23 protein-coding genes are annotated in these 24,616 nt (G+C 71.0%); 15 read left to right on the top strand and 8 right to left on the bottom strand.

All coding sequences use genetic code 11. The annotated features are described in order from the left end of the window. Window positions 1–16: 16 nt before the first annotated feature. From K1T34_RS37020 to K1T34_RS37050, 7 genes are all read left to right on the top strand, one after another. A complete protein-coding gene (locus K1T34_RS37020) occupies window positions 17–1,894 on the top strand; it encodes an alpha-L-fucosidase (protein WP_220239370.1) in 1,878 nt (625 codons plus the stop codon). A gap of 17 nt (window positions 1,895–1,911) precedes the next feature. After that, complete coding sequence (locus K1T34_RS37025; RefSeq protein WP_220239371.1) at window positions 1,912–3,810, top strand: beta-N-acetylglucosaminidase domain-containing protein; 1,899 nt, start codon at window positions 1,912–1,914, stop codon at window positions 3,808–3,810. A gap of 21 nt (window positions 3,811–3,831) precedes the next feature. After that, window positions 3,832–5,667, top strand: coding sequence for a beta-galactosidase family protein (locus tag K1T34_RS37030; RefSeq protein ID WP_220239372.1), 1,836 nt, complete (start codon window positions 3,832–3,834; stop codon window positions 5,665–5,667). Between the two features lie 89 nt (window positions 5,668–5,756). Beyond that, window positions 5,757–6,230: a carboxymuconolactone decarboxylase family protein gene (locus K1T34_RS37035; protein WP_220239373.1), complete on the top strand. Its 474-nt coding sequence runs from the start codon at window positions 5,757–5,759 to the stop codon at window positions 6,228–6,230. Between the two features lie 415 nt (window positions 6,231–6,645). Continuing rightward, the gene (locus K1T34_RS37040) at window positions 6,646–7,506 is read left to right on the top strand and encodes an amidohydrolase (protein WP_220239374.1); all 861 of its coding nucleotides are present in this window, start codon (window positions 6,646–6,648) and stop codon (window positions 7,504–7,506) included. Further along, on the top strand, window positions 7,499–8,383 hold the full coding sequence (locus K1T34_RS37045; RefSeq protein ID WP_220239375.1) for a hypothetical protein: 885 nt from the start codon (window positions 7,499–7,501) through the stop codon (window positions 8,381–8,383). Before K1T34_RS37040 ends, K1T34_RS37045 begins: the two co-directional genes overlap by 8 nt. A gap of 46 nt (window positions 8,384–8,429) precedes the next feature. Beyond that, on the top strand, window positions 8,430–9,728 hold the full coding sequence (locus K1T34_RS37050) for a cation:dicarboxylate symporter family transporter (RefSeq protein WP_220239376.1): 1,299 nt from the start codon (window positions 8,430–8,432) through the stop codon (window positions 9,726–9,728). Window positions 9,729–9,770: 42 nt separating this feature from the next. Here K1T34_RS37050 and K1T34_RS37055 read toward each other — a convergent pair whose 3' ends face one another. After that, entirely contained in the window at window positions 9,771–10,535 is a 765-nt protein-coding gene (locus tag K1T34_RS37055) for a crotonase/enoyl-CoA hydratase family protein (RefSeq protein ID WP_220239377.1), read from the bottom strand. Beyond that, a complete protein-coding gene (locus K1T34_RS37060) occupies window positions 10,532–12,049 on the bottom strand; it encodes an AMP-binding protein (RefSeq protein WP_220239378.1) in 1,518 nt (505 codons plus the stop codon). The genes K1T34_RS37055 and K1T34_RS37060 overlap by 4 nt, the downstream gene beginning before the upstream one ends. Before the next feature lie 56 nt (window positions 12,050–12,105). Between K1T34_RS37060 and K1T34_RS37065 the strand changes: the two genes are divergently transcribed. Next, window positions 12,106–12,636, top strand: a complete 531-nt coding sequence (locus tag K1T34_RS37065; protein ID WP_220239379.1) for a TetR/AcrR family transcriptional regulator — start codon at window positions 12,106–12,108, stop codon at window positions 12,634–12,636. A gap of 3 nt (window positions 12,637–12,639) precedes the next feature. Here K1T34_RS37065 and K1T34_RS37070 read toward each other — a convergent pair whose 3' ends face one another. Together K1T34_RS37070 and K1T34_RS37075 are read right to left on the bottom strand one after the other, a co-directional pair. Then, complete coding sequence (locus K1T34_RS37070; protein ID WP_220239380.1) at window positions 12,640–13,542, bottom strand: serine hydrolase; 903 nt, start codon at window positions 13,540–13,542, stop codon at window positions 12,640–12,642. Next, entirely contained in the window at window positions 13,539–14,432 is an 894-nt protein-coding gene (locus K1T34_RS37075; protein WP_220239381.1) for a LysR family transcriptional regulator, read from the bottom strand. Before K1T34_RS37075 ends, K1T34_RS37070 begins: the two co-directional genes overlap by 4 nt. A 102-nt stretch (window positions 14,433–14,534) precedes the next feature. Here K1T34_RS37075 and bla point away from each other — a divergent pair, with 102 nt between their 5' ends. Together bla and K1T34_RS37085 are read left to right on the top strand one after the other, a co-directional pair. Further along, window positions 14,535–15,440, top strand: coding sequence for a class A beta-lactamase (bla, locus tag K1T34_RS37080; RefSeq protein WP_255637818.1), 906 nt, complete (start codon window positions 14,535–14,537; stop codon window positions 15,438–15,440). Next, complete coding sequence (locus tag K1T34_RS37085; RefSeq protein ID WP_255637819.1) at window positions 15,437–16,024, top strand: D-alanyl-D-alanine carboxypeptidase family protein; 588 nt, start codon at window positions 15,437–15,439, stop codon at window positions 16,022–16,024. The genes bla and K1T34_RS37085 overlap by 4 nt, the downstream gene beginning before the upstream one ends. Before the next feature lie 171 nt (window positions 16,025–16,195). On the opposite strand, the gene K1T34_RS37090 is transcribed toward K1T34_RS37085, so the two are convergent. From K1T34_RS37090 to K1T34_RS37105, 4 genes are read right to left on the bottom strand one after another with little or no spacing between them, the layout of a single operon-like run. Further along, the gene (locus tag K1T34_RS37090) at window positions 16,196–16,561 is read right to left on the bottom strand and encodes an RNA-binding S4 domain-containing protein (protein ID WP_220239383.1); all 366 of its coding nucleotides are present in this window, start codon (window positions 16,559–16,561) and stop codon (window positions 16,196–16,198) included. 25 nt (window positions 16,562–16,586) lie between these two features. Then, window positions 16,587–17,216: a TetR family transcriptional regulator gene (locus tag K1T34_RS37095; protein WP_220239384.1), complete on the bottom strand. Its 630-nt coding sequence runs from the start codon at window positions 17,214–17,216 to the stop codon at window positions 16,587–16,589. Between the two features lie 46 nt (window positions 17,217–17,262). Continuing rightward, a complete protein-coding gene (locus K1T34_RS37100) occupies window positions 17,263–17,454 on the bottom strand; it encodes a ferredoxin (protein ID WP_220239385.1) in 192 nt (63 codons plus the stop codon). After that, window positions 17,454–18,854, bottom strand: coding sequence for a fatty acid desaturase (locus tag K1T34_RS37105; RefSeq protein WP_220239386.1), 1,401 nt, complete (start codon window positions 18,852–18,854; stop codon window positions 17,454–17,456). Before K1T34_RS37105 ends, K1T34_RS37100 begins: the two co-directional genes overlap by 1 nt. 410 nt (window positions 18,855–19,264) lie before the next feature. On the opposite strand from K1T34_RS37105, the gene K1T34_RS37110 reads away from it, so the two are divergent. From K1T34_RS37110 to katG, 5 genes are all read left to right on the top strand, one after another. Then, window positions 19,265–19,996, top strand: coding sequence for a GON domain-containing protein (locus K1T34_RS37110; RefSeq protein WP_220239387.1), 732 nt, complete (start codon window positions 19,265–19,267; stop codon window positions 19,994–19,996). Window positions 19,997–20,073: 77 nt separating this feature from the next. Next, window positions 20,074–20,865 carry a class I SAM-dependent methyltransferase gene (locus tag K1T34_RS37115; RefSeq protein WP_220239388.1) on the top strand — a complete coding sequence of 264 codons (792 nt, stop codon included), beginning with the start codon at window positions 20,074–20,076 and terminating at the stop codon, window positions 20,863–20,865. Between the two features lie 40 nt (window positions 20,866–20,905). Beyond that, window positions 20,906–21,643, top strand: a complete 738-nt coding sequence (locus tag K1T34_RS37120) for a TetR family transcriptional regulator (RefSeq protein ID WP_255637820.1) — start codon at window positions 20,906–20,908, stop codon at window positions 21,641–21,643. A 240-nt stretch (window positions 21,644–21,883) separates the two neighbouring features. Next, entirely contained in the window at window positions 21,884–22,339 is a 456-nt protein-coding gene (locus tag K1T34_RS37125) for a Fur family transcriptional regulator (protein ID WP_220239390.1), read from the top strand. Further along, window positions 22,332–24,566 (top strand): catalase/peroxidase HPI, encoded by a 2,235-nt coding sequence (gene katG / locus K1T34_RS37130; RefSeq protein ID WP_220239391.1) that lies wholly within the window; start codon window positions 22,332–22,334, stop codon window positions 24,564–24,566. Before K1T34_RS37125 ends, katG begins: the two co-directional genes overlap by 8 nt. Window positions 24,567–24,616: the final 50 nt, after the last annotated feature.

Below are 24,616 nucleotides of genomic sequence, written 5' to 3' on the forward strand. Positions count from 1 at the left end.
CCGTCAGGAGGAGCACGTGCCGATCTCGACGCGCCGGAACGCCGTTCTGGCCGCACTGTTTTCCCTCGCCGTGGCCGGATCCACGGCCACGCCCGGTGTCGCCGCACCGCCGGACCGCGGCTGCACCGGACCGATCAAGACCGCGGCGATCATGACCGTCCAGCCGTGCGACGGCATGGACCGCGTCCTGGCCAAGGCCGCCGCCGTCGTGCCACGGCCCGGCCAGCTCGCCTGGCAGCAGCGGCCCGTCACCGCGTTCACGCACTTCGGCATGAACACCTTCACCGACCGCGAATGGGGTTCGGGCGCCGAGAAGGAGTCGACGTTCGCGCCACCGGCCGTGGACACCGACCAGTGGATGCGCTCGCTCAAGGCCGCCGGCGTCACGCAGGTGATGCTCACCGCCAAGCACCACGACGGTTTCGTGCTCTACCCGACCCGCTACACCGACCACTCCGTCGTCGCCAGCCCGTGGTGGCTCGGCGCGGCTTGCACCGACCCGAAGGCCGACGCCGCACGCCAAACTGCGCAGGCCACGCGCTCGCAGGACCCGTCCGCCTTCTGGCAGGCGCGCGACGCGGGCTGCACCAACCCGCGCGGCGACATCCTGCGCGACTACGTGGATTCCGCGCGCAAGGCCGGCCTCAAGGTCGGCGTCTACCTCTCGCCCGCCGACGGCGCCGAGCTGCCCGCGACCTTCTTCGCCGACGAGGTCAAGCGGATCGAGGCGAAGGTCGCCGCCGGCCAGTCGCTGTCCATCGAGGAACAGGCCACCTACGACGACCGCGCGAGCGCCCCGCAGGGCCAGGGCCGCTACGGCACCGGCAGCGCCGTGACCGAACGGACCATCCCCACGCTGGTGGCGCACGACGACCGAGCCGCCGCGCTGGCCGCCGGGAAGCTGCCGCGCTTCACCGTGGACGAGGACGACTACAACACCTACTACCTCAACCAGCTCTACGAACTGTTCACCCAGTACGGCCCGATCGACGAGCTGTGGCTCGACGGCGCCAACCCGTGGCGCGACCGCGGCGTCAGCGAGAACTACGACTTCACCACCTGGTTCTCGATGATCCACGCGCTCTCGCCGAACACCGTCACGTTCGCCGGTCCGGCCGGCGTGCGCTGGGTCGGCAACGAGGCCGGCCAGGCGCGGACCACGGAGTGGAGCCCGCTGCCGACGACCGGCGACCCGAACACCGCGCACAACGAGGAGCTGTTCCTCGGCGGCGCGACGGCCACCGACCTCGGCTCGCGCCAGGTGCTGGCCGACCCGTCCGTGCGCTTCCTGCAGTGGGCGCCGGCCGAATCCGACGTCTCGATCCGCCCCGGCTGGTTCTTCCACACGGGAGAGCAGCCGAAAACCGCCGCGCAACTCGTCGACATCTACCGGCGCACGGTCGGGCGCAACTCCTCGCTGCTGCTGAACGTGCCGCCCGGCCCGGACGGCGAGTTCGCCCCCGCGGACGTCGCGGCTTTGGCCGCCTTCGGGCAATCCGTCGCCGCCACGCAGGTGAACCAGGCCCACGCTTGGCCCGGCGACAAGGCAGGCGCCGCGGTCACCGACGGTTCGCTGACCACGTCGTGGACCCCACCGCACGGTGCGCTCGCGGGAACACTCGACGTGCCGCTCGCCCGGCCCGCGACGTTCGACCAGATCCGTCTGGGCGAGGACATCAGCCGCGGCCAGCACGTGGAGGGCGCGACCGTGCAGGCCGAGGTCAACGGCGCGTGGCAGACGCTCGGCACCGTCACCACCATCGGCTACACCCGCCTGGTCACGCTCTCCGCACCCGTGACGACCAGCCACCTGCGCGTGGTGATCACCCAGGCGCGGGACACGCCGTACCTCTCGACCTTCGCCCTGTACCGCACCGTGGCGCCGGCCGCCTGACCCGAGGGATCCCCTTCATGACTTCACGAAAGCGCCACCTGGCCGCCGTGCTCGCGGCCGGGGTTTCGCTCGCCGCACTCGTCACGCAGCCGGCCACGGCCGCGCCCGCCCAGCACCAGCCACTGCCTGTCGTCACGCCCACGCCGCAGTCGTTCGCCCGCGACTCGGCCGACCTCGCCGTGCCCGACGAGGTCGTGCTCGTCACCGACGGCACCACCGACGCCGCCGCGAAAGACCTCGTCACCACGCTGTTCCGGCAGCACGGTGCGCGCAAGGTCACCACGGTAACCCGGGAACCCCGTCAGGGCCACGCGCTGGTTGTCCGCCTCGGCGCCGGCACCACCGCACCGGCCCAGGCCGAGGGCTACTCGCTCACCACCACGCGCGGCGAGATCGTGATCGCCGGGCGCGACGGCTCGGGCCAGTACTACGGCGCGCAGACGTTGCGGCAGCTGTTCGTCCGGTCCGGTCACGGCTGGGCCATCAGCGGCGTGGCCGTGCGCGACTGGCCGAACATGGCGTTGCGCGGGTCGATCGAGGGCTTCTACGGCCCGCCGTGGAGCACCGCCGACCGGCTGCGGCAGATCGCGTTCCTCGGCGAGGTCAAGGCCAACACCTACGTCTACAGCGCCAAGGACGACGCCTACCTGCGCGCGCAGTGGCGCGATCCGTACCCCGCCGACGAGCTGGCCACGCTCGGGCAGCTGGTGCGGTCGGCGACCGCGCACCACGTCGACTTCACCTACGCGCTCTCGCCCGGCGTGTCGATCTGCTTCTCCTCGCCCGACGATCTCGCCGCGGTGAAGGCGAAGCTGCAGTCGGTGTACGACCTCGGCGTGCGGTCGTTCTCGATCCCGTTCGACGACATCTCCTACACCAAGTGGAACTGCGCCGCCGACCAGACGGCGTTCGGCGCGCCCGGCCAGGCCGCGGCGGGCACGGCCCAGGTGTCGCTGCTCAACGCGATCACGAGTGGCTTCGTCGAGACCCACGACGGTGCCCGTCCACTGCAGACGGTGCCCACCGAGTACAGCGACCTCAAGGACTCGCCGTACAAGACCGAGCTGCGCGAGAACCTCGACCCGTCGGTGGTCGTGCAGTGGACCGGCACGGACGTGGTGCCGCCGAGCGTCACCACCGACGAGGCGCAGCAGGTGTCCACTGTGTACGGCCGCAAGGTGTTCCTCTGGGACAACTACCCCGTGAACGACTACGAGCAGTCCGCCGGCCGGCTGCTGCTCGCGCCCTACGCCCAGCGCGAGGCCGGGCTTTCGCAGTACCTCAACGGGATCGTCGCCAACCCGATGAACCAGGAGGCGGCCAGCGAGGTCGCCGAGTTCGGCGCCACGGACTTCGCGTGGAACGACGCGGGGTACTCGCCGGAGCGCTCGTGGCCGCAAGCGCTTGCGCGGCTCGCGGGCGGCGACGCCCGGGCGACGGCCGCGTTGCAGGTGTTCGCCGACCTCGAGCACCTGGCCCCGACGTTCGGCCCGACGCCGTGGCAGCCGCAGGCCCCGGTGCTGGCGGCGAAGACGAAGGCGTTCTGGCAGCGGTGGAACGCGGGTGATCACCGGGTGGCCGACCTGCGGGCGTACGCGGTGCAGATCCGCGATGCCGCGAAGGTCATCCGCGGCGGCCGGGTGGAGAGCGCGTTCGTCGACGAGGCTTCACCGTGGCTCGATGCGACGGCTCTGTGGGGTGGCGCGATGGTCGACCAGCTCGACGCCCTCGCGGCGGCCGGGCGTGGTGACACCAAGGCGGCGCAGCGGCTCACCGCGTCCGCCGACGATCTCGTCGCCCGGGCCCAGGCCGTGAAGACGGGCGACACCAACCGGTGGGGGGTGCGGCAGGCACTCGTCGGCGACGGGGTCCTCGACGCGTTCATCACCCAGGCCCGAGCCGCGACGCTCGGCTGACCCCGAAGGACGGAGAGCTTCGTGAATGCAGTGAGCAGGAGGAGTTTCCTCGGCGGGGTCGCCGGGCTGGCCGCGGCGAGCACGGTGTTCGCCGGGCCCGCCGACGCGGCGGGTCGTGGGGGACTGACCGTGTCCGGTGAGCAGTTCCTGTTGGACGGCAAGCCGTTCCAGATCATCTCGGGTGCCGTGCACTATTTCCGCATCCACCCCGACCAGTGGCGCGACCGACTGGAGCGGTTGCGGGCGCTCGGCCTGAACACGGTCGAGACGTACGTGGCGTGGAACTTCCACCAGCCGAAGCCGGGCCCGCCGGACTTCAGCGGCCGCCATGACCTGCCGAAGTTCATCCGCACCGCCGGCGAGGTGGGGCTGCGGGTGATCGTGCGGCCGAGCCCGTACATCTGCGCGGAGTGGGAGTTCGGCGGCCTGCCCGCGTGGCTGCTCGCCGACCGCGACCTCGAACTGCGGTGCGCCGATCCGAAGTACCTCAAGGCCGTGGACGCCTGGTACGACCACCTCGTGCCGCGCCTGGCCGCGCTGGAGGCGCACCGCGGCGGGCCGGTGATCGCCGTGCAGATCGAGAACGAATACGGCAGTTACGGCAACGACACCTCGTACCTGGCGCACCTGCGCGACAGCCTGCGTTCGCGGGGGTGCACGAGCCTGCTGTTCGCGGCCGACGGCGCGTCCGACTTCTTCATGCGCTTCGGCTCGCTGCCGGGCACGCTCGAAGTCGGCACGGGCGACGGCAATCCGGTGCCGAGTCTCGAAGCACTGAAGAAGTTCCAGCCCGGCAAGCCGGTGATGATGGCGGAGTTCTGGGACGGCTGGTTCGACCACTGGGGCGAGCAGCACAACACGCGCGACCCCCAGCAGATGGCGGGCTACATCGACACGGTGCTCGCCTCCGGCGCGTCGGTGAACCTGTACATGGCTTGCGGCGGCACGAACTTCGGCTTCACGAGCGGGGCCAACACCTCCGGCACGACCTACCAGCCCACCGTCACGAGCTACGACTACGACTCGCCGGTGGGGGAGGCGGGCGACCTCGGCGCGAAGTTCACGGCGCTGCGGGAGGTGATCGGCAAGTACACGAAGCTGCCCGACGGGCCGATCCCCGGCCGTTCACCGCGGCTGGCGCCGCAGACGGTGAAGCCGGACGCGACGGCGTCGCTGCTGGAGTCGCTGCCCGCGTTGTCGAAGGTGGTTCGCTCGCCGCAGCCGTTGCCGATGGAGAAGCTCGGCCAGGCCACGGGGCTCATCCACTACCGGACGAAGGTGCAGGGCCCGCACAACGGCACCCTGAGCATCCACGGCCTCGCCGACCGCGCGCTGGTCTTCGCCGGTGGAAAGCAGGTCGGCGTCCTCGACCGCAACACCCCCGACGCCACGGTGGACCTCGTGTTCGAGGAGGCGGAGAACCAGCTCGACATCCTCGTGGACACGATGGGCCGGATCAACTACGGCCCCTACCTCGCCGACCGCAAGGGCATCGACGGGTGGGTCGCCATGAACACCCAGCAGAAGCTCTTCGGCTGGGAGATCCGGCCGTTGCCGCTCGACGATCTGTCCACAGTGCACTTCACACCGGGTGCCCCGGGCGTCGGTCCGGCCTTTCACCGGGCCGCGGTGACGATCGGGGCGCCCGCCGACGGGTTCGTCGCGCTGCCGGGCTGGGAGAAGGGCATCGTCTGGCTCAACGGCTTCAACCTGGGCCGCTACTGGAGCCGCGGTCCACAACGGACTCTCTACGCCCCGGCGCCGCTCTGGCGGCGGGGGCGCAACGAGCTCGTCGTGCTGGAGCTGCACCAGCCGGGGGAGACGCTCGAGATCCGCGCGGAGGCCGACTTGGGGTGAGACGCAGGTCACATTTGCCGGTGTCACAACTTCGCGAGCCCACCCGTCAAGAGTGCGTAACCAGTGGAAAAGGGCGAAGGAGCAGACCAGTGGACGCACGACTCAACCTCTTCGAGAACGCGGTCGCCGGCAAGTTCATGAAGTACCTCAACGCGGCGAACAAGCCGATCTCGGACTCGGGCCTTCCCGCTGCGACGCAGGAGCTCGTGAAGCTGCGCGCCAGCCAGATCAACGGCTGCGGCTTCTGCACCGACATGCACTACAAGGAAGCCGTGGCCGCGGGCGAAGAGCCCACTCGCCTCAACCTCGTCGCGGCCTGGCGCGAAGCCACGGTCTTCACCGACGCCGAGCGCGCGGCCCTCGAGCTGGCCGAAGAGGGCACCCGCATCGCCGACGCCGCGGGAGGTGTCAGCGACGAGGTCTGGCAGCAGGCCGCGAAGCACTACGACGAGGACCAGCTCACCGGCCTCACCATGCTCATCGCGCTCATCAACACCTACAACCGCATGAACGTGATCACCCAGCAGCCGGCGGGCCACTACGAGGTGGGCATGTTCGGCTGATCCCGGGTCACCGCCGCTCCCATCGCTACGACGCCCCAGGCACCGGACCTCCGGAGCCTGGGGCGTTGTGCTGTCCGCGGCCGGATTTCTCGCGGTTGTCCCTCATGCCCGGTTCAGGCGAACCCTCCCGCCCTGCCGCCGTCCCATCATTCGGGCCAGTGAGTCTCCGGCCACCCTCACTTGTCAGGACGGCCACCCGTCCCGCACCCTCCCACCTGCACGGATTCCACGGGAAACGGCTCGCGCTGTGCTCACGAGGCGCTGCTCACCATGATCCCCAACGAAATCGTCCCCACAATCTTGTACGAGATTGTTAACAATCGTGTATGGTCCCCGTCTGCGGGAGCGCGCGGGCTCCGAGCCGGGTCGCCGAGGATCCGGTGCTGCGCCGAACCCCCGGTTCACAGGAGGTCACATGGACACCATCGACTCGCACACCCACGTCATCTCCCCGGACGCGGGCCAGTACCCAGTCGACCCCATCGGCGGGAAGCAGAGCGAGTGGTCGAAGGCGCACCCGGTGGACATCGACGGCCTCGTACGGGCCCTCGACACGGCGGGCATCGCGCAGGCCGTGGTCGTGCAGGCGTCCACGGTGTACGGCCACGACAACCGCTACGTCGCCGAAGCGCTGCGCCGCCACCCCGACCGCTTCGCGGGCGTCTACTCGATCGACGCGATGGCTCCCGACGCCGTCGAGAAGATCGACCACTGGCAGGGCCTCGGCCTCTCGGGCTTCCGCCTGTTCACCACCGGCACGACCATGCCCGGCCAGGCCGACTGGCTCGGCCACGAGGACTCGTTCCCCGCCTGGGCCCACGCCGAGAAGCACGACATCCCGGTGTGCCTGCAGATGACGATCCAGGGTCTGCCGAAGCTGCGCGAGATCCTCGACCGTTTCCCGCGCGTGCGCGTGCTGCTCGACCACTGCGCGCGCCCCGACCTGTCGGACGGGCGCCCGTACCGCCTGGCCAAGGACCTGTTCGACCTGGCCGCCTACCCCGGTGTGCACCTCAAGCTCACCCACCGCGCGCTGGCCGCGTCGGCGAAGGGCGCGTCCACGACCGAGGACTTCCTCACCGACCTGGTCGCGGCCTACGGCGCCGCCCGCATCGCGTGGGGCTCCAACTTCCCCGCGGCCGACGGCGTGCTGCCCGACCTGCTGGCCGAGGCCCGCGAGACGGTCTCCGTGCTGCCCGAAGCCGACCTCGACCAGATCTTCGGCGGGACCGCCGCCGCCTTCTACCCGTCGCTGAAGGGTGCGAGCCGTGCCTGAACCCACGATCCTGCGGACCGTCCTCGCGGACTACCCGCACACCAAGCCGCTCAAGAACGGCGAGGTCACCAGCCCGTCGGTCGAGCTCGACTTCACCGCGGTGTCGCCGGTGCACAAGGCGTTCGCCCCGATGGTGCGCGACGAGGCCTATGACCTGAGCGAGCTGGCCATCGTCACGGCACTGCAGGCGATCGCGTACGGCCGCCCTGTGGTGCTGCTGCCGGCCGTGGTCGCGTCGCGGTTCCAGCGCGGCTGCCTCATCGCCCACGCGGCGCGCCCGGTGGACCCGGCCGAGCTCAAGGGCAAGCGCATCGGCGTGCGCGCCTTCACCCAGACCACCGGCATGTGGGTGCGGGCGCACCTCACCGAGGACTTCGGCCTCGCCTCGCGCGACATCCACTGGCTCACCCGCGACGGCGCCCACGTCGCCGAGTACGAGGACCCGGACTTCGTCGAGCACGGCGTCGGCGAAGCGAGCCTGCCCGACCTCCTGCGCGAAGGCCGCATCGACGCCACCATCCTCGGCAACGACCTGCCCGAGGGCGACGAGTTCGTGCGGGTGATCCCCGACGCCGCCGCGCGCGACGAGCAGTGGTGGCGCGAGCACGGCTTCATGCCGATCAACCACATGGTCGTCGCGGGGGAGTCCGTGAGCCGCCGCGACCCCGGTGCGGTCCGCGAGGCGTACGAGCTGCTGCGCCGCGCCGACGCGACCGTCGAGCGGCCCGACGGCGCGCCGGTCCCCACGGTGTTCGGCTTCGAGCGGCTGAGCGGGCCGATCGAGCTGATCGTCGAGGCGTGCCTCGAACAAGGCCTGCTCCCACGCCGCCTCGACGCCGACGAGGTGTTCGCGCCGGCGCGCCGGATCCTCGGCTAGCCGCCAGCTTTCCCCACCGGAGATTCAACGGAGAAACCGGAAGACGATGAGCGAAACCACGTCCACGGGCGCCCCCGGGCAGACCCGCAAGCGCAAGCCGTTCTACCAGGACCTGACCTTCCAGGTCCTCGCCGGCGTCGTCGTCGGCGTGCTCGTGGGCGCGCTCGCGCCCTCGGTCGGCCACCACGTCGACTTCCTCGGCGACATCTTCATCCACCTCATCCAGATGGTCGTCGGCCTGATCATCTTCTGCACGGTCACGCACGGCATCGCCAGCGTGCGAGACCTCGGCAAGGTCGGCCGCATCGCGGTGAAGTCCATTGTGTACTTCGAGGTGATCACCACGATCGCACTGGTGATCGGCCTCGTGGTGGTCAACGTGCTGAAGCCCGGCGTCGGCATGAACATCGACCCGTCGTCGCTGCACGCGCCGGCTTCGGCGGCGCCGGCCAAGTCGGAGGGTTTCGACGACTTCCTCGTGAGCCTCGTGCCCACGTCGGCCGTCGACGCGTTCGCCAAGGGCGAGATCCTGCAGGTCCTGGTGTTCTCGGTCCTGTTCGCCTGCGGTCTCGCCGCGCTGGGCGAAAAGGCGCAGCCGGTGCTGAACATCGTCGGCACCGTGCAGCAGTCGCTGTTCTGGATCATCAAGAAGGTCATGCGGCTCGCGCCGTTCGCCGCGTTCGGGGCCATCGCGTTCACGGTGTCGAAGTACGGGCTGAGCACGCTGTTGCCGTTGGGCAAGCTGGTCGGGGTGTTCTACCTGATCGTGGTGCTGTTCTTCGTGCTCGTGCTGTGGCCGGTCTCGCACTACGCCGGGGTCAGCCTGTGGAAGGTGCTGCGGTACTTCCGCGCGGAGCTGGTGCTGGTGCTCGGCACAAGCTCGTCGGAAAGCGTGTTTCCGCAGCTCACGGCGAAGCTCGAAAAGCTGGGCGTGGACGAGCCGGTGGTGGGGCTCGTGCTGCCCACCGCGTACAGCTTCAACCACGACGGCACGTGCCTCTACTTCGCCGCGGTGAGCGTGTTCCTGGCGCAGGCCACCGGCACGGACCTGAGCTGGCAGGCGCAGCTGGGCCTGCTGTTCGTGCTGCTGCTGACGTCCAAGGGCGGCGCGGGTGTGTCGGGTTCGGCCATCGCAGTGCTGGCGCTGACGTTGGCGGCCACGCACACGATCCCGGTCAGCAGCATCGCGCTGGTGCTGGGTGTCCACAGTGTCCTGTCGGCCGCGTTCGTGTTCACGAACATCGCGGGCAACTGCGTGGCCACACTCGTCGTGGGCAAGTGGGAGAAGGCGATCGACCGCGTGACACTCCATCGGGAGCTCGACGCCGGTTACGTCGCGGCGTGACGAATCCGGGGCGGGGCCTGCGCGCAGTGCCCCGCCCCGGATTCAGGCGTCGAACGAACCGTGGCGGCCGGCGCCGCGGGCGAAGCGGGTGGCGCCGGCGACGGTGTCGCTCGACAGGGAGACCAGACCGTGGCTGAACTCGTTGGCCATGGCGGATTCTTCGGTGGCGCCGTGTTGTTCGAGCACCGACGCGCGGTCTTCGCGCAGGCAGGTCTGCGGGAACGCGGCGAGGCTGTTCGCGAGCTCGACCGCCGCGTCGAGTGCCTGCCCGGCGGGGACGACGCGGTTGGCCAGGCCGATCCGCAACGCTTCGTCGGCCTCGACCGGGCGCCCGGTGAGGATGAGGTCCAGCGCGTGGCTCTGGCCGATCAGGCGCGGCAGCCGCACGGTGCCGCCGTCGATGAGCGGCACGCCCCAGCGCCGGCAGAACACGCCGAACACAGCGGTTTCGTCGGCCACGCGCAGGTCGCACCAGATCGCCACTTCCAGCCCGCCCGCCACGGCGTGGCCGCTGACCGCGGCGATGACCGGTTTGGTCAGGCGCAGCCGCGTCGGTCCCATCGGCCCGTCGCCCGAGGGTTCGGTGCGGTTGCCCCGGCCCTCGCTGACGGCTTTGAGGTCGGCGCCCGCGCAGAACGTGCCGCCGGCGCCCTGCAACACGGCGACGGAGGCGTCCTCGTCGGCGTCGAACGCGCGGAACGCGCCGGCGAGCGCTTCGGCCGTGGCGCGGTCGACGGCGTTGCGCCGTTCGGGCCGGTCGATCGTCACGATCGTGACGGGGCCGCGCTTCTCGACCAGGACGTTCATCGGTCCTCCCACAGGGGATCACGCAGGGCGCGGCGCAGGATCTTGCCCACCGCCGACTTCGGGATCGCATCGACCACGTGCACGCTCTTGGGCACCTTGTACCCGGCGAGCCGGCCGCGCACGTGCGTGCGCAAGTCCTCTTCGGACACTGTGGCGCCGGGGCGCAGGGAGACGAACGCCGTCACAGCCTCGACCCACGTCGGATCGGGCGCACCGACCACGGCGGACTCGGCCACGGCCGGGTGCGCGGCCAGCGCGTCCTCGACCTCGCGGGGGTAGACGTTGTAGCCGCCGGTCACGATCATGTCGCTCGCGCGGTCGACCAGGTAGAGGTAGCCGCGCTCGTCGGCGCGGGCCAGGTCGCGCGTGCGGATCCAGCCGTCCACGAGCGTTTCCGCGGTGAGCTCGGGCGCGTCGAGGTATCCGCTCATCGTGAACGGCGCGCGCACGCGGATCTCGCCGATCTCCCCGCGTGGCACGGGATACCCGTCGGGATCGGTCAGCAGGAGCTCCGCGTCGACGGCCGGGTGACCGCACGAGCCGAGCAGGTCACTCTGCAGGTGGTCGGCCTTGCCGAGCACCGTCTGGCACAACGGAGCCTCGGTTTGGCCGTAGTACTGCACGAACTTCGGCCCGAAGCGGTCCAGCGCTTCGTGGATCAGCGGCTTCGGCATGGGGCTGGCGCCGTAGACGATGGTGTCGAGCGTGGCCGCCGAGTCCATAGTCGACCCGGCGAGCAGCAGGCCGAGCATCGTCGGCACGAGGTTGATGTCGGTGACGCGGTGCCGGGTGATCGAGTCCGGATAGGACTCGGGGTCGAAGCCGGGCAGCACGACCGCGCGGCCGCCGCGGATCCAGTACGGCAGCACGAAAGTCCCGCTGGCGTGGATGAGCGACGCGGCGTGCAGCATCGCCGAGTCGCGGCCGGGGGAGAGGAGGTTGGCGAGGATGTTGGCGGTGATCGCGGCGTAGCCGGCCTGGGTGTGCTGCGCGGCCTTGAGCGTGCCTGTGGTGCCGGACGTGTAGAGGGCGAGCATGACGTCGTCCGGGGCGACGGGGACGCGCGGGTCGGCGGCCGGAACGCGGTCCAGTTCGGCGACGAGGTCGAGGTCCTGGGCGCGTTGCCGGTCACCGAGTCCCGCCAGCCTCAGGCCGTCGAGGGCTTCGGCGAGTGTCGCGGCCCGTTCGGCCAGGGGCATGCTGTACACGAGCAGGGCCACGCCGGATTCGGCGAGCATCCGGGTCTGCTCGGCCACGGCGAGGCGGGCGTTGAGCGGCACCCTGGTCACGCCGGCCTTGAGACACGCGAAGTCGAGCGGGATGGACCACTCGCCGTTGTCGACCAGCAGCCCCACTCTCGTGCCGCGGCCCGCGCCCGCGGCGAGCAGGGCGTTGGCGAGGCGGCTGGCGCGCTCGTCGACTTCGGCGAAGGAGAACTCCCGGTCGCCGACGACCACGGCCGTGCGATCCGCGAAGCGCCGGGCACCCCGGCGCACCAACTCCACAGCGAGCATGCCCGGAGGTTTTCACAGTCCGTCTGGACTGTCAACGAGAACGGTAGGCTGCCCGGGTGACCCGCAGCGAACAACGAGCGCGTACCCACCAGACCCTGCTGGACGCCACCGTCGGGTGCCTGGTGGAGTTCGGTTACGCCGGCACGACGACGCAGCGCGTGCAGGAGCGGGCGGGGGTGTCGCGGGGTGCGCTGCTGCACCACTTCGGGTCGAAGGCAGACCTGTTCGTCGCGGCGATCCACTACATCGCCGAGCAGCAGCTGGCGCAGGTGCGGCTCGCCGGCGCGGATTCGCGGCGGCACTTGGTGACGGCGTTGCGGGAGGCGATGTCGGGGCCGTTGTTCCTGGCGGGGCTGGAACTCTGGCTGGGCGCGCGGACCGACCCGGCGTTGCGGGCGGCGTTGCTGCCCGCGGAACGCGAGCTGGGGCGGGAGCTGCGGAAGGCGTTCGAGTCCACAGGAGACGATCGGGTCGGCTACGAATCGCTGCTGATGATGTTGCGAGGCCTCGCGCTCACCAGCATCCTGCGCGACGACACCACGGTCGCCGACGCCGTCGTGGACCGGTGGTTCGACCGCCTGGGCTGAGTTTCAGCGTGACCGCAGGTGGTCCCGCATCGTGCGGGCGACCCTGGCCATCAGGATCTCCGCCTCGGGCTGGATCGCCGCCGGCACCCGCGACTCGGTGAGCGCGGCCACCGCGAACACCTGCCCGTCGGCGTGCTCGGCCACGCCGACCTCGTGCCGCAGGTTCAGCAGCGTGCCGGTCTTGGCGGACCATTTCGTCGAGTCGGACGCGAAATCCGGCGTGAGCCGCTGGCGCAGCAGGTTGTGGGCCATGAGGTCCCGCGTGCGTGCCGCCACCTCGGTGTCTACTTTGGACGGCCGCCACAACGCCTCCAGCAGCGCGACATACGCCCGCGCCGAACCGGCACTGGCCCGGCTGACGTCCAGCTGCGACACCGGGTGCCCCCGCCCGGCCGTGCCCGCGCGAATGGCCAGCGCGTGCGCGAGGTGCACCTCGCCCGGCTCGAACCGTTCCGCGGGGGTGTCGGCCAGCTCCGCCGTCGCGTGCCGCACGGAGACGCCGTCGATGCCCCACTCGCGCAGCATCCGCGTGACCTCGGCCGGCGGCGTGAGCTCGAACAACGCGTCGGCCGCGGTGCCGTCGCTGACCGCCACGCTCAGGTAGAGCAGATCGTCGATCGCCACGCGCGCCGGGTGGCGGAAGCGCGCCAGCCCGGCCGGCCCGGCCGTGGTGACCCGCCCGGGCTCGACCTCCAGCTGTGTCGCGCCGTCGAGCTCACCTCGCCGGATGCGCTCCAACGTCGCCGCGGCGAGCGGCACCTTGACCAGCGAGGCGCTGGGGAACTCCAGGTCCGCGTCGAGGCCGATCTCCTGGCCGGTGTTGAGGTCGCGGACGAGGAACGAACCGCGCAGGCCGCCGTCGTCGAGGTCCTCGCGGAGGTCGCGGAGCAGGGATTCGGTGTTCACACGTTCTCCTGATCGGGGGCGCCGAGGCAGCGGGCGATGCCGGGGCGCAGGCGGGTGCGCAAGTGGTGGGCGTCTTCGCCGAGGGCGGCGGCGACGTCGAAGCCGCGGGCGAGGGGGCCGTCGCCCAGGGGGCGCCAGCCCAGGCCGAGCTCGGTGGCCTGCGTGGGGGAGCACAGGAGCAGGTCGGCGGAACCGTAGACGGCGGCCGCGGCGGCCGTCAGGGAATCGGCGACGGAGACCTGTGCGGGTCGCAGTCCCACGGCGTCGCGGACGCGGAACACGCGGTCGCGGATGTGGGGGACGTCGTCTTCGGGCTGGATCCACACGCGGCGGCGCTCGGCGTTCGTGGCGCGCCCGGCGCGCAGCGTTTCGAGGTGGACCACGGGTGGCAGCTGCTGGCGTTCCGTGGCGGCGACGCCGAGCGGCACCGTCCACACGGCATCGGTCTCGGGCACGGCGACGAGGGCGGCGCGCACCTCCTGCGTGCGCACGAGCTCGGCGCGCTCGCCGGGCGGCGCCGGGCGGAACTCGAGGAAGATGCCGAGCGCGCGGGCCTCGGCGTCGAGCTCGGCGAGGTCGCGGGTCGGGCAGGTGTCGGGCACGGCGAGACGCAGGGGACGCAGTTTGGCGCGCTTGGCGTCGTGCTCCATGGCGTCGGCCAGGTGGACGAGGCGCCGCGCGGACGGCAGCATGTCGCGGCCGAAGGGCGTGAGCTGGGCCCGCCGCGTCGCGCGGTCGAAGAGTCGCTCGCCGAGGTGGCGTTCGAGCGCGGCGATCCGGCGGCTCGCCACGGGCTGGGGGATGCCGGCCACCGCCGCTCCCGCCGTGAAGCTCCCGGTTTCGCTCACGCCGACGAACGCGCGGCAGCTTCCGATCAGGTCCACGACCACACTGTATGCCCATTGCGCATGGAAGTGGCCACTTCTGTCTTGGACAGCATGAGCAGCCTTGGTGAGACTGCGGATGTCGATCACTTCCGAAGGGGGAACCCGGTGTTCAGCAAGTCTGCGGTGGCGGTGGCGGCAGTGGCTGTGGTGGCGTTGGCGGGATGTGGCGCGCCGCCGGCTCCGCAGGCTCTGCCGCCCGCCGCACCGCCCGCCACCTCCGCTTCGCCGACGGTCTCGAACCACGACTTCGAAGACCTCGAGCGTTCTTTCGGCGCCCGGCTCGGCGTGTACGTCGTGGACACCGGCTCGGGCCACGAAGTCGCCTACCGCGCCGACGAGCGCTTCGCCTACGCGTCGACGCACAAGGTGTTCAGTGCCGCGGCCGTGCTGCAGAAGGTGGGGATGGCGGGGCTCGACCGCGTGATCAAGTACGGCCCGGCCGACGTCGTCGCGGATTCGCCGATCACCCAGAAACACGCGGGCGCCGGCATGACGCTGAGCGCGATCATGGACGCCGCCCTGCGCTACAGCGACAACACCGGCGGCAACATGCTCTTCCGCGAGCTCGGCGGGCCGGCCGCGCTGAGCACGTGGCTGCGCTCGATCGGCGACACCACCACCCACGTCGACCGCATCGAACCCACCCTCAACGAAACCGCCCCCGGCGACCTGCGCGACACGACCACCCCGCGTGCCTGGGCCCGGTCGCTGCGCACGGTGGTCCTCGGCGACACCCTGCCCGCGCCCCTGCGCACCGTCCTGACGAACACCATGCGCGCCAGCACCACCGGCACCCACCTCGTCCGTGCGGGCGTCCCCGCCGGCTGGCAGGTCGCCGACAAATCCGGCACCGCCGACCACGGCACCCGCAACGACATCGCGATCGCCTGGCCTCTGGGCCGCGCGCCGATCGTGTTCGTGGTGTTCTCCGACCGTCCCGCCGCCGACGCCCCCACGGACGACGCCCTCGTCGCCCGCGCCGCGGCGGCCGCGGTGAAGGCGCTGGGATGAGACGTTCTCCTGGGGGAGTCATGCGGCTTTGCCTGTCCACTTCGGACCGCGCGGGCCGGCGGCGCGACGTCGGCTACCGGGTGATCACCCGTCTGCTCGCCTTCGTGTTGTGGCCACTGGCCTCCCTGGTGGCTCCGGGCCTCGGGCGATCCGTCGCCTGCTCCTGGGCGCTCAGGGTCCGGTTCCCGTCCGAGGACCTCACCGGCCTGTCGCCTGGCACCCACGCGGCTTTCGTCGCGGCCCGCACCACCGCCCTCTGGCGTCACGGCACCCTCCTCGGCCTCACCTCCGGCCACCGCGACGCCGGCACCCAGGACCGCCTCTTCACCGCGGAGGTCCGCCGCACCGGCTCGGTGGCCCGGGCCCGCAGACGCGCCCTGCCCCCGGCGAACTCCCGCCACGTCACCGGCACCGCCCTCGACATCCGCCCCCGCGACGGCGCCCACTGGCTCGAACTCCACGGCGCGGCCCACCACCTGTACCGCGTCTACGACAACGAATGGTGGCACTTCGAATACCACCCCGAAGGCCGCCCACGCCGAGTCCCGCATCCGGGATTTTCTTTGGCGGATGCGGAAACATGAGCACGACAGCCCCGACAACGCCGGGTCGCTTACTGCCCCTCCGCCCCGCCAGACAGACCCCCGCCCTCCCAAAGCAGGGTTGCGGCAAAGTCGTTGTGGTGTTTAGGGCTGGATAGCGAGCGAGGTGAGGGCTCGGGTGGGGTAGGTGACGTGCCTCTACCCTGCGCTGACTCAGCTCCAGCGTGAGCGGAAGTCGTCGAGCACCCGGCGTTCCCGTTTCGTCGGACGGCCCGCGCCGCGCTCGCGGTGCGCCACCGGGATCGCGGCCTCCGGGGGCGGCTTCGGAGTGCGGTCGATGATGCATTTCGCGGCTTCGGGTGCGCCGACGCGTTTCTGGATGACCTGGACGACCTCGACGACGCGGGTGGTCTGGCCGATGCGGGCGCGGACCTCGTCGCCGGGGACCACGGTGGTGGCGGGTTTGGCCGGGCGGTCGTTCACGCGCACGTGCCCGCCCCGGCACGCGGCGGCCGCGTCCGAGCGCGTTTTCGCCAGCCGTACGGCCCACAGCCAGCGGTCCACCCTGGTCGACTCCACGGGTCCATCATGCCCCAGCCGCCGGTCAGCCGCGGCGCATAGGCCGCGCCGCCGACGTGCCCAGCACGCGCCCGACCACCCAGGCCAGCGCGTCGGCCGTGCGGGCGGGCGTGTCGGACGGCTGCATCACGTGGCTGAGCACGGTGCGCACCACGAGGTCGATCACCACGGCGATCTGCTCGTCGTCCAGCGGCGGCCCGTACGTGCGCACGCGCTCGACCAGCATCGTCTTCGCCTCGGTGAGCAGCGAGCCCGCACGCGTGGTGAGCAGGGGCAGCAGTTCCGTGTCCGTGCCGTGGGTCGCCGACGCGATGGCGCGCAGCAGCGTGTTGTCGTCGGCGAGGTCGAGCACCGCGCGGATGGCCTCGTAGATCGCCTCGACCAGGTCGTCGGGGTGCCGGTCGAACGCGGTGCGCACCACGGCGAGGAAGCGGGCCAGCTCGTGGGAGATCATCACCTCGGCCAGCGCGGCCTTGGAGCCGATCTCGTTGTACACGGTCTGGCGACTCACGCCAGCGGCCTCGGCCAGCCGCGCCATGGTGACCGCCGACCAGCCCTCGGTCGCGGTCAGCTCGATGGCCGCGGTGACGATCGGCTGCCGGTGCTGGCCGCCCTCGGGCGGTGCGGCCCGGAGTGCCTCGCTCATGATCGTCATCCTAGGCCGCCTCCCGTGTGGTCCCGGCGAGCTGGAGAACGCATCTTCAGTCCCGCACCTTCAGCGCGAGCACCGGGCACGCGTCGGCCGCGGCCGTCACGTCCAGGCGGTGCTGCTCGGCGGGACTCTCCTCCAGGAGCACCACCGTGCCGTCGTCACCGACCTCGAAGAAGTCCGGCGCCATCGCCTCGCACATGCCGAACCCCGCGCACAGCTCGCGGTTCGCCTCGATCCGCATCACGCACCCACCCTTCCTGGAGCCACGAAATCGACCTTCTCGCGCACGCCGCAGTCGGGGCAGCACCACGAGTCCGGGATCGCCGACCACGGCGTGCCGGCCGGGAAACCCTCGCGCGGATCGCCGCGCTGTTCGTCGTAGACATAGCCGCACCCGGGGCACATCCCGCCTTCGGCCGCGTCGCCGCGGGTGTCGGCGGTGGTCGGCTGTTCGGCCGTCACGCGGGTGCCGTACCGGGCCAGGACCTTGCCGCGTTTGCGCGGCTGGATGTTGGCGCGGGAGATGTCGCCGTCGAAGTGGGCCAGCACGCGCGGGTCCATCACGCGCCGCCACAGCGGCGGCACCAGCGCCAGCACGATCATCCCGGCGTACCCGGTGGGCAGCGCCGGCGATTCGGCGAAGTCCCGCAGCGTCTGGTAACGGCGCGTGGGGTTGGCGTGGTGGTCGCTGTGGCGCTGCAAGTGGTAGAGCAGGACGTTGGTGGCGATGTTGTTGGAGTTCCAGCTGTGGCTCGGGTCCACGCGCTCGTGGCGGCGGCGATCCGGCGGGCCCACGCGCCGGCGCAGCATCCCGTAGTGCTCCATGTAGTTCACGACTTCCAGCAGCGAGAAGCCCACCACGGCCTGGATCAGCAGGTACGGCAGGATCCCGACCCCGAGCCACACCAGCATCGCCGCCCACAGCACGGCCGACATCAGCCACGCGTTGAGCACGTCGTTGCCGATGCGGAACGGGTGCTTCGCACGCCGGGCGTAGCGCTTGCGCTCCAGCCGCCACGCCGACTTCAGCGAGCCGCCGACCGTGCGCGGCCAGAAGCGGTAGAAGCTCTCGCCGACGCGGCTCGAAGCGGGGTCCTCGGGCGTGGCCACGCGGACGTGGTGGCCGCGGTTGTGCTCGATGTAGAAGTGGCCGTAGAAGCTCTGCGCCAGCGCGATCTTCGACAGCCAGCGCTCGTGGCTCTCCTTCTTGTGCCCCAGCTCGTGGGCGGTGTTGATGCCGATCCCGCCGATGCACCCGATGGACGCGGCCAGCCCGATCTTGTCCACCACGCTGAGGTCGCCGCGCCCGATCAGCCAGAACGCCGCCACGAACCCGACGTACTGGATCGGCAGGAAGAGGTAGGTGATCCAGCGGTAGTAGCGGTCGTTTTCCAGCCGTTCGAGCACGTCGTCGGGCGGGTTGCTGCGGTCGAGCCCCGCGACGAGGTCGATCACGGGCACGATCACGAGGATCACGATCGGCCCGATCCAGAACCACACGCCCCAGCCGGTGGCCGCGTGCAGCCCGATCGCCAGGAACGCGAGTGAGGGCACCACGAGCCCGATCAGCCACAGGTATCGCTTGTGGTCCGTCCACGACTCGGTCGAACCGGCGGGCACCGTCCCCGCGACTTCGCTCATCTCGTCCTCCTCCGTCAACGACGCTGTCCGACGTGGTTGACAAGACGGTAGGTGATGTACACCCAGATTGACAAGTCGAAGCAAAATGTAAAGACGCGAGCGTGGCCCGCTGCCGGGTTGTGACCGCCCTGTCCGCCCCGGGTGTACCGCGTCCACTGCGACCCGTCATCCGTTCGAGGTGAAATTCTCCGCGGCCCGTTCCGGTGCACCTGGGCTGAGTGCTCATTCGCGAGTATTTCGCCGTGTGGTTCCGGTGAATTGCCTCCGAACGCGTCAGTCCGGTTCTCGAATGTCGTAATTCGGCTTCGGTGGTGGCTCGGCCTCTTCGCGAGTGACCCGCATGGTCTATCGCCTGATTTGATTTTTCGCCGTCTAATCATTCAGCCACATCCTTGAGGGAATGAGGTTTCATGTTTCGAAGAATTGTTGTCGCGGTTGCAGTTCTGGTCCTCACCGGGCTTGCTGTGACTCCTGCGTCGGCGCGGCCTGTGGCTCAACCGCCGGTGGCTGCCGGCACGAGCAGTTGTGCCGCGATCCGCGCCCTGCTGCCGATCGCGGGCGACGGGAACTATGTGCTGAACACCGGATCCCACCTCGTTCCCGTCTATTGTCACGACATGGCCGGGACGCCGCGGGAATACATCACGCTCACCGCCCCCAACTTCTCGCAATACACAGTCGGTGGCGTGGCACAGGGCACGAATGTCCGCACCACGTTCACCCGGGTGCGGATCGACCCGGCGACCCTGCTGGTCGACATCAACGACGTCACGTTCGCCACCAGCACCGGATCGGCCGTGCAGCCGGGGCCCTTCGTCATCGAGTCCATGCCTTACGCGGTGGCCGGGTCGTGTGACCACGCGGCCAGTGGTGTCGGCCGGGTCGACCTCGCCGGCACGGCCTTCGTGCTGGCCGCCACGTGGGTCGTCGGCGGGTTCGTCCCGCAGGGCGGCGCCACACTCAGCGCCGACGGCCGCAGCGCCGACCTCGCGGGTGGCGGCTACTGCGGCTCGATCACGCCGGCGCCCGCCATCTACAACCCCGTCAACCCCACCGTTCCCGACTTCCACCTCCAGCTCGCGTGCGGCCCCCACACGCTGGTCGACGTGCTGCTCGGCCGGGCGTGCGTGAACCTCACCTGAGCCCGGCCGACCCGGGCGGGCCGTGCCACGCGGTTCGCCCGGGCGCGGGTGCCCGGCCGGCGGCGTAGGTTCGGACGATGAGCGACTGGTCGTCGGGCGAGGCCTACGAGCGGTACGTCGGCCGATGGAGCCGCCGCGTCGCCGCGGCCTTCCTCGACGGCACGGTCGTGCCGCCCGGGGCGCGCTGGCTCGACGTCGGCTGCGGCACCGGCGCGCTGACGTCGGCGGTGCTGGCCACGGCCGATCCCGCCGGTGTCCTCGGCGTCGACCAGGCCGCTCCGTTCGTGGCCCACGCCCGCCGCCTGGCCGCCGACCGGCGGGCGAGCTTCGTGGTCGGCGACGCGCAGGCGCTGCCCGTGGCCGGCGACGCGTTCGACGCCGCCGTGAGCGGGCTGGCGCTCAACTTCGTGCCCGACCCGCACCGGGCGGTCGCCGAGTGGGTCCGGGCCGTGAAGCCCGGGGGAGTGGTGGCCGCGTACGTGTGGGACTACGCCGAGGGCATGGAGCTGATGCGCTGGTTCTGGGACGCCGCGGCCGAGCTCGACCCGGTGGTCGCGGACCTCGACGAAGGCCGCCGCTTTCCGTTGTGCCGCCCGGATCCGCTGAGTCGACTGTGGACGGACGCGGGCCTGGCCGGCGTGGTGGTGCGCGCGGTCGGCGTGCGCACCGCGTTCGCCGGTTTCGACGACTACTGGCTGCCGTTCCTCGGCGGGCAGGGCCCGGCGCCCGCCTACGCCGTGCGGCTGCCCGAACACCACCGCCGGGCCTTGCGCGACCTGCTGCGCGCCCGGCTGCCGATCGCCGCCGACGGCACGATCACCCTCACCGCGCGGGCGTGGGCCGTGCGGGGCAGCGTGCCGCACCGCTGACTCGCGGGAAATGCCGTGTTCTCAAGCTATTCTCGGTTTCGTGGGCGGACGGCGGGTCGACTGGGCGGCGTTGCGGACACCGCGGGACGAGGCTCCCGCGGAGGGCCTGCGCGAGCGCAAGAAGCGCGAGACGCGCCGCCTGCTCGTCAACACCGCCACGGAACTCTTCCTGGCGCGCGGCTTCGACACCGTGCGCGTCGCCGACGTCGCGCAGGCCTGTGGCGTGTCGGAGAAGACCGTCTTCAACTACTTCCCGGCCAAGGAATCCCTCATCCTCGACCGGCCCGACGCGACCCTCGCCGCACTGCGCGCCGAGCTCGGCGACCCGGCCCGCACGCCCGTCGAGGCCGTGCTGCGCATCCTCGCCGGCGAGCTGGCCGCGGTCACCGGCTGGCTCGCCGACCAGCACGACCGCCGCGCCGCGGGAGCGGGGTTCCGCCGCTACGGCGAGCTGGTCCGCTCCACGCCGGCGCTGGCCGCCTATCAGCGCGACCTGCTCGACGAGCTCGCCGACGGCGCCGCGCAGCTGCTGGCCGTGCGCGCGGGCCTGGCCACCGCCGACCCGGAGCCGCAGCTCGCCGCGACGGCGCTCGTCGGGCTGTGGCGGGTGCAGTTCGGCAGCCTCGCCGAGCACGTCGACGCGGGTCGCACGCCGGCACGGATCCGCGGCGCCGTGACCACCGACGTGCTCCGCGCCGCCCGGCTGCTGGAGTCGGGCCTCGGCAGCTTCGCGCGCCCGCGGCGTCCGGCGGTGAAGGACACCTCGAAGGACGTCTGAACCGCCCGGCGAGTACGAAACCGGCACGGACTTCGCGCCGCACGAGTTCCGGCGCCCCAACGTCCAGAGTGGCCACCAAGGGCGGAAACTCGCACGCTCACCCGGGGTTCGCGAGAAGTTTCTGTGACTGTAAGTTTACGGCGACCCCGCAGCGTGTGACGGTGAGAGCGGGTCATCCGGCAGGTTCACGACGGCGAGTCATTCTTGATTGATTCCAGAAGCTGCGGCACACTGCCAGGCGTGCCAACGACTTCGGACTTCGAGCGCATGCTTCGCGGAGCGGCTCTGCGGGTGACGCGTCCTCGGATGGCGGTGTTGTCCGCGGTGCACGATCATCCCCACGCCGACACCGCGTCGCTCATCGGTGCCGTGCGCGCGGATCTCGGCGAGGTGTCCCACCAGGCCGTCTACGACGTCCTGGGTGCCCTGACCTCCGCAGGTCTCGTGCGGCGGATCGAGCCCGAGGGCTCGGTCGCGCGGTACGAGGCACGGGTGGGGGACAACCACCACCACGTCGTGTGCCGGTCGTGCGGTGCGATCGCCGATGTCGACTGCGCGGTCGGCGCCGCGCCCTGCCTGACCGCGTCCGACGACCACGGTTTCGTCATCGACGAGGCCGAGGTCATCTACTGGGGCCTGTGCCCCGACTGCAACACCGTTACCCACACTGATTCCCGGAAGGATTCCCGTGTCTGACACCCCCAACGCCGAAGTCGGCGAGATGAACGTGGAGAGCGCGGGCGGGTGCCCCGTCCACACGGGGCGCTTCGCGCACCCCACCGAGGGCGGCAGCAACCGTGACTGGTGGCCGAACCAGCTGAACCTCTCGATCCTCCGGAAGCACTCGGCCGTGGCGAACCCCATGGACGAGGACTTCGACTACGGCAAGGAGTTCCAGACCGTCGACCTCGACGAGCTGGCGCGCGACGTCGACGCGGTCCTGACCACCTCGCAGGACTGGTGGCCCGCGGACTTCGGCCACTACGGCGGCTTCATGATCCGCATGGCATGGCACAGCGCCGGCACCTACCGCATCGAAGACGGCCGCGGCGGCGCGGGCGCCGGCATGCAGCGGTTCGCGCCGCTGAACAGCTGGCCGGACAACGGCAACCTGGACAAGGCCCGCCGTCTGCTGTGGCCGGTGAAGAAGAAGTACGGCAAGAAGATCTCGTGGGCCGACCTCATGATCTTCACGGGCAACCGCGCCCTGGAGACCATGGGCTTCAAGACCTTCGGCTTCGCCGGTGGCCGCGCCGACGTGTACGAGCCCGACCAGGACGTGTACTGGGGCCCGGAGCGCACCTGGCTGGGCGACGAGCGCTACACCGGTGACCGCGAGCTCGAGGCGCCGCTGGCCGCCGTGCAGATGGGCCTGATCTACGTCAACCCCGAAGGCCCGAACGGGAACCCGGACCCGGTGGCCTCGGGCCGCGACATCCGCGAGACCTTCCGCCGCATGGCGATGAACGACGAAGAGACCGTCGCCCTGATCGCCGGTGGTCACACCTTCGGCAAGACCCACGGTGCCTCCGACGCCGACGAGTTCGTCAGCGCCGAGCCCGAGGGCGCGCCGCTCGAGGAGCAGGGCCTGGGCTGGAAGAACAGCTTCGGCTCGGGCAAGGGCCGCGACGCGATCACCAGCGGCATCGAGATCACCTGGACCCCGACGCCGACCAAGTGGAGCAACTGGTTCTTCCACAACCTGTTCACCTACGAATGGGAGCTCGAAACCGGCCCCGGTGGTGCGAACCAGTGGAAGCCGGCGAACAACGCGGCCGCGAACACCGTGCCGGACCCCGAGACCGGTGAGCTCAACCGCGCGCCCGGCATGCTGACCGCGGACCTCGCGCTGCGCTTCGACCCGATCTACGAGCCGATCTCGCGCCGCTTCTACGAGAACCCGCAGGAGTTCGCGGACACCTTCGCCCGCGCCTGGTACAAGCTGACCCACCGCGACATGGGTCCGGTCCAGCGCTACCTCGGCGCGCTGGTCCCGGACGAGGCCCTCATCTGGCAGGACCGCGTGCCGGCCGTGGACCACGAGCTGGTCAGCGCCGCCGACGTCGCGGACCTCAAGGCCAAGCTGCTCGACTCGGGCCTCACCGTGGCGCAGCTCGTCTCCACCGCGTGGGCGTCGGCCTCGACGTTCCGCATCGGTGACAAGCGCGGCGGCGCCAACGGTGCCCGCCTGCGCCTCGAGCCGCAGCGCGGCTGGGAGGTCAACAACCCGGACGAGCTGGCGCAGGTGCTGACCACGCTCGAGGGTGTCCAGGAGGCCTTCAACGGCGCCCAGTCGGGTGGCAAGAAGATCTCACTGGCCGACCTGATCGTGCTGGGCGGGGCGGCTGCTGTCGAGAAGGCCGCGAAGGACGCGGGCGTCGAGATCACCGTGCCGTTCACCCCGGGCCGCACCGACGCGACGGCGGAGCAGACCGACGTCGAGTCGTTCGTGCCGCTCGAGCCGAAGGCCGACGGCTTCCGCAACTACCGCGGCAAGGGCAACCGCCTGCCGAGCGAGTACCTGCTCCTCGACCGCGCGAACCTGCTCGACCTGAGCGCGCCCGAGATGACCGTGCTCGTGGGTGGCCTGCGCGTGCTGGGCGCCAACTACCAGGCGTCGAAGCAGGGTGTGCTCACCGAGACGCCGGGCGCGCTGACCAACGACTTCTTCGCCAACCTGCTCGACATGGGCGTGGAGTGGAAGACGGCCTCGGAGGACGGCGAGGCCTTCGAGGGCCGCGACCGCGCCACCGGCGAGGTCAAGTGGACCGGCAGCCGCGTCGACCTGCTCTTCGGGTCGAACTCGGAGCTGCGCGCCGTCGCGGAGGTCTACGCCGCGGACGACGCCAAGGCGAAGTTCGTGAAGGACTTCGTGGCCGCGTGGGACAAGGTCATGATGCTGGACCGGTACGACCTGGTCTGAGTGTGACGCGGGGCCCTCGGGCTCCCGGTGACGTTGGAGAAGGGGGCGGG

The sequence above is a fragment of the Amycolatopsis sp. DSM 110486 genome, from assembly GCF_019468465.1.
Taxonomy (GTDB): domain Bacteria; phylum Actinomycetota; class Actinomycetes; order Mycobacteriales; family Pseudonocardiaceae; genus Amycolatopsis.

What these genes read in the sequence shown, in the direction of transcription:
- K1T34_RS37060 (WP_220239378.1), bottom strand. Translation starts at nt 12,049, where the DNA reads ATGCTCGCTGTGGAGTTGGTGCGCCGGGGTGCCCGGCGCTTCGCGGAT.
- K1T34_RS37110 (WP_220239387.1), top strand. Translation starts at nt 19,265, where the DNA reads ATGTTTCGAAGAATTGTTGTCGCGGTTGCAGTTCTGGTCCTCACCGGG.
- K1T34_RS37095 (WP_220239384.1), bottom strand. Translation starts at nt 17,216, where the DNA reads ATGACGATCATGAGCGAGGCACTCCGGGCCGCACCGCCCGAGGGCGGC.
- K1T34_RS37050 (WP_220239376.1), top strand. Translation starts at nt 8,430, where the DNA reads ATGAGCGAAACCACGTCCACGGGCGCCCCCGGGCAGACCCGCAAGCGC.
- K1T34_RS37115 (WP_220239388.1), top strand. Translation starts at nt 20,074, where the DNA reads ATGAGCGACTGGTCGTCGGGCGAGGCCTACGAGCGGTACGTCGGCCGA.
- K1T34_RS37040 (WP_220239374.1), top strand. Translation starts at nt 6,646, where the DNA reads ATGGACACCATCGACTCGCACACCCACGTCATCTCCCCGGACGCGGGC.
- K1T34_RS37055 (WP_220239377.1), bottom strand. Translation starts at nt 10,535, where the DNA reads ATGAACGTCCTGGTCGAGAAGCGCGGCCCCGTCACGATCGTGACGATC.
- K1T34_RS37105 (WP_220239386.1), bottom strand. Translation starts at nt 18,854, where the DNA reads ATGAGCGAAGTCGCGGGGACGGTGCCCGCCGGTTCGACCGAGTCGTGG.
- K1T34_RS37025 (WP_220239371.1), top strand. Translation starts at nt 1,912, where the DNA reads ATGACTTCACGAAAGCGCCACCTGGCCGCCGTGCTCGCGGCCGGGGTT.
- K1T34_RS37085 (WP_255637819.1), top strand. Translation starts at nt 15,437, where the DNA reads ATGAGACGTTCTCCTGGGGGAGTCATGCGGCTTTGCCTGTCCACTTCG.
- K1T34_RS37100 (WP_220239385.1), bottom strand. Translation starts at nt 17,454, where the DNA reads ATGCGGATCGAGGCGAACCGCGAGCTGTGCGCGGGGTTCGGCATGTGC.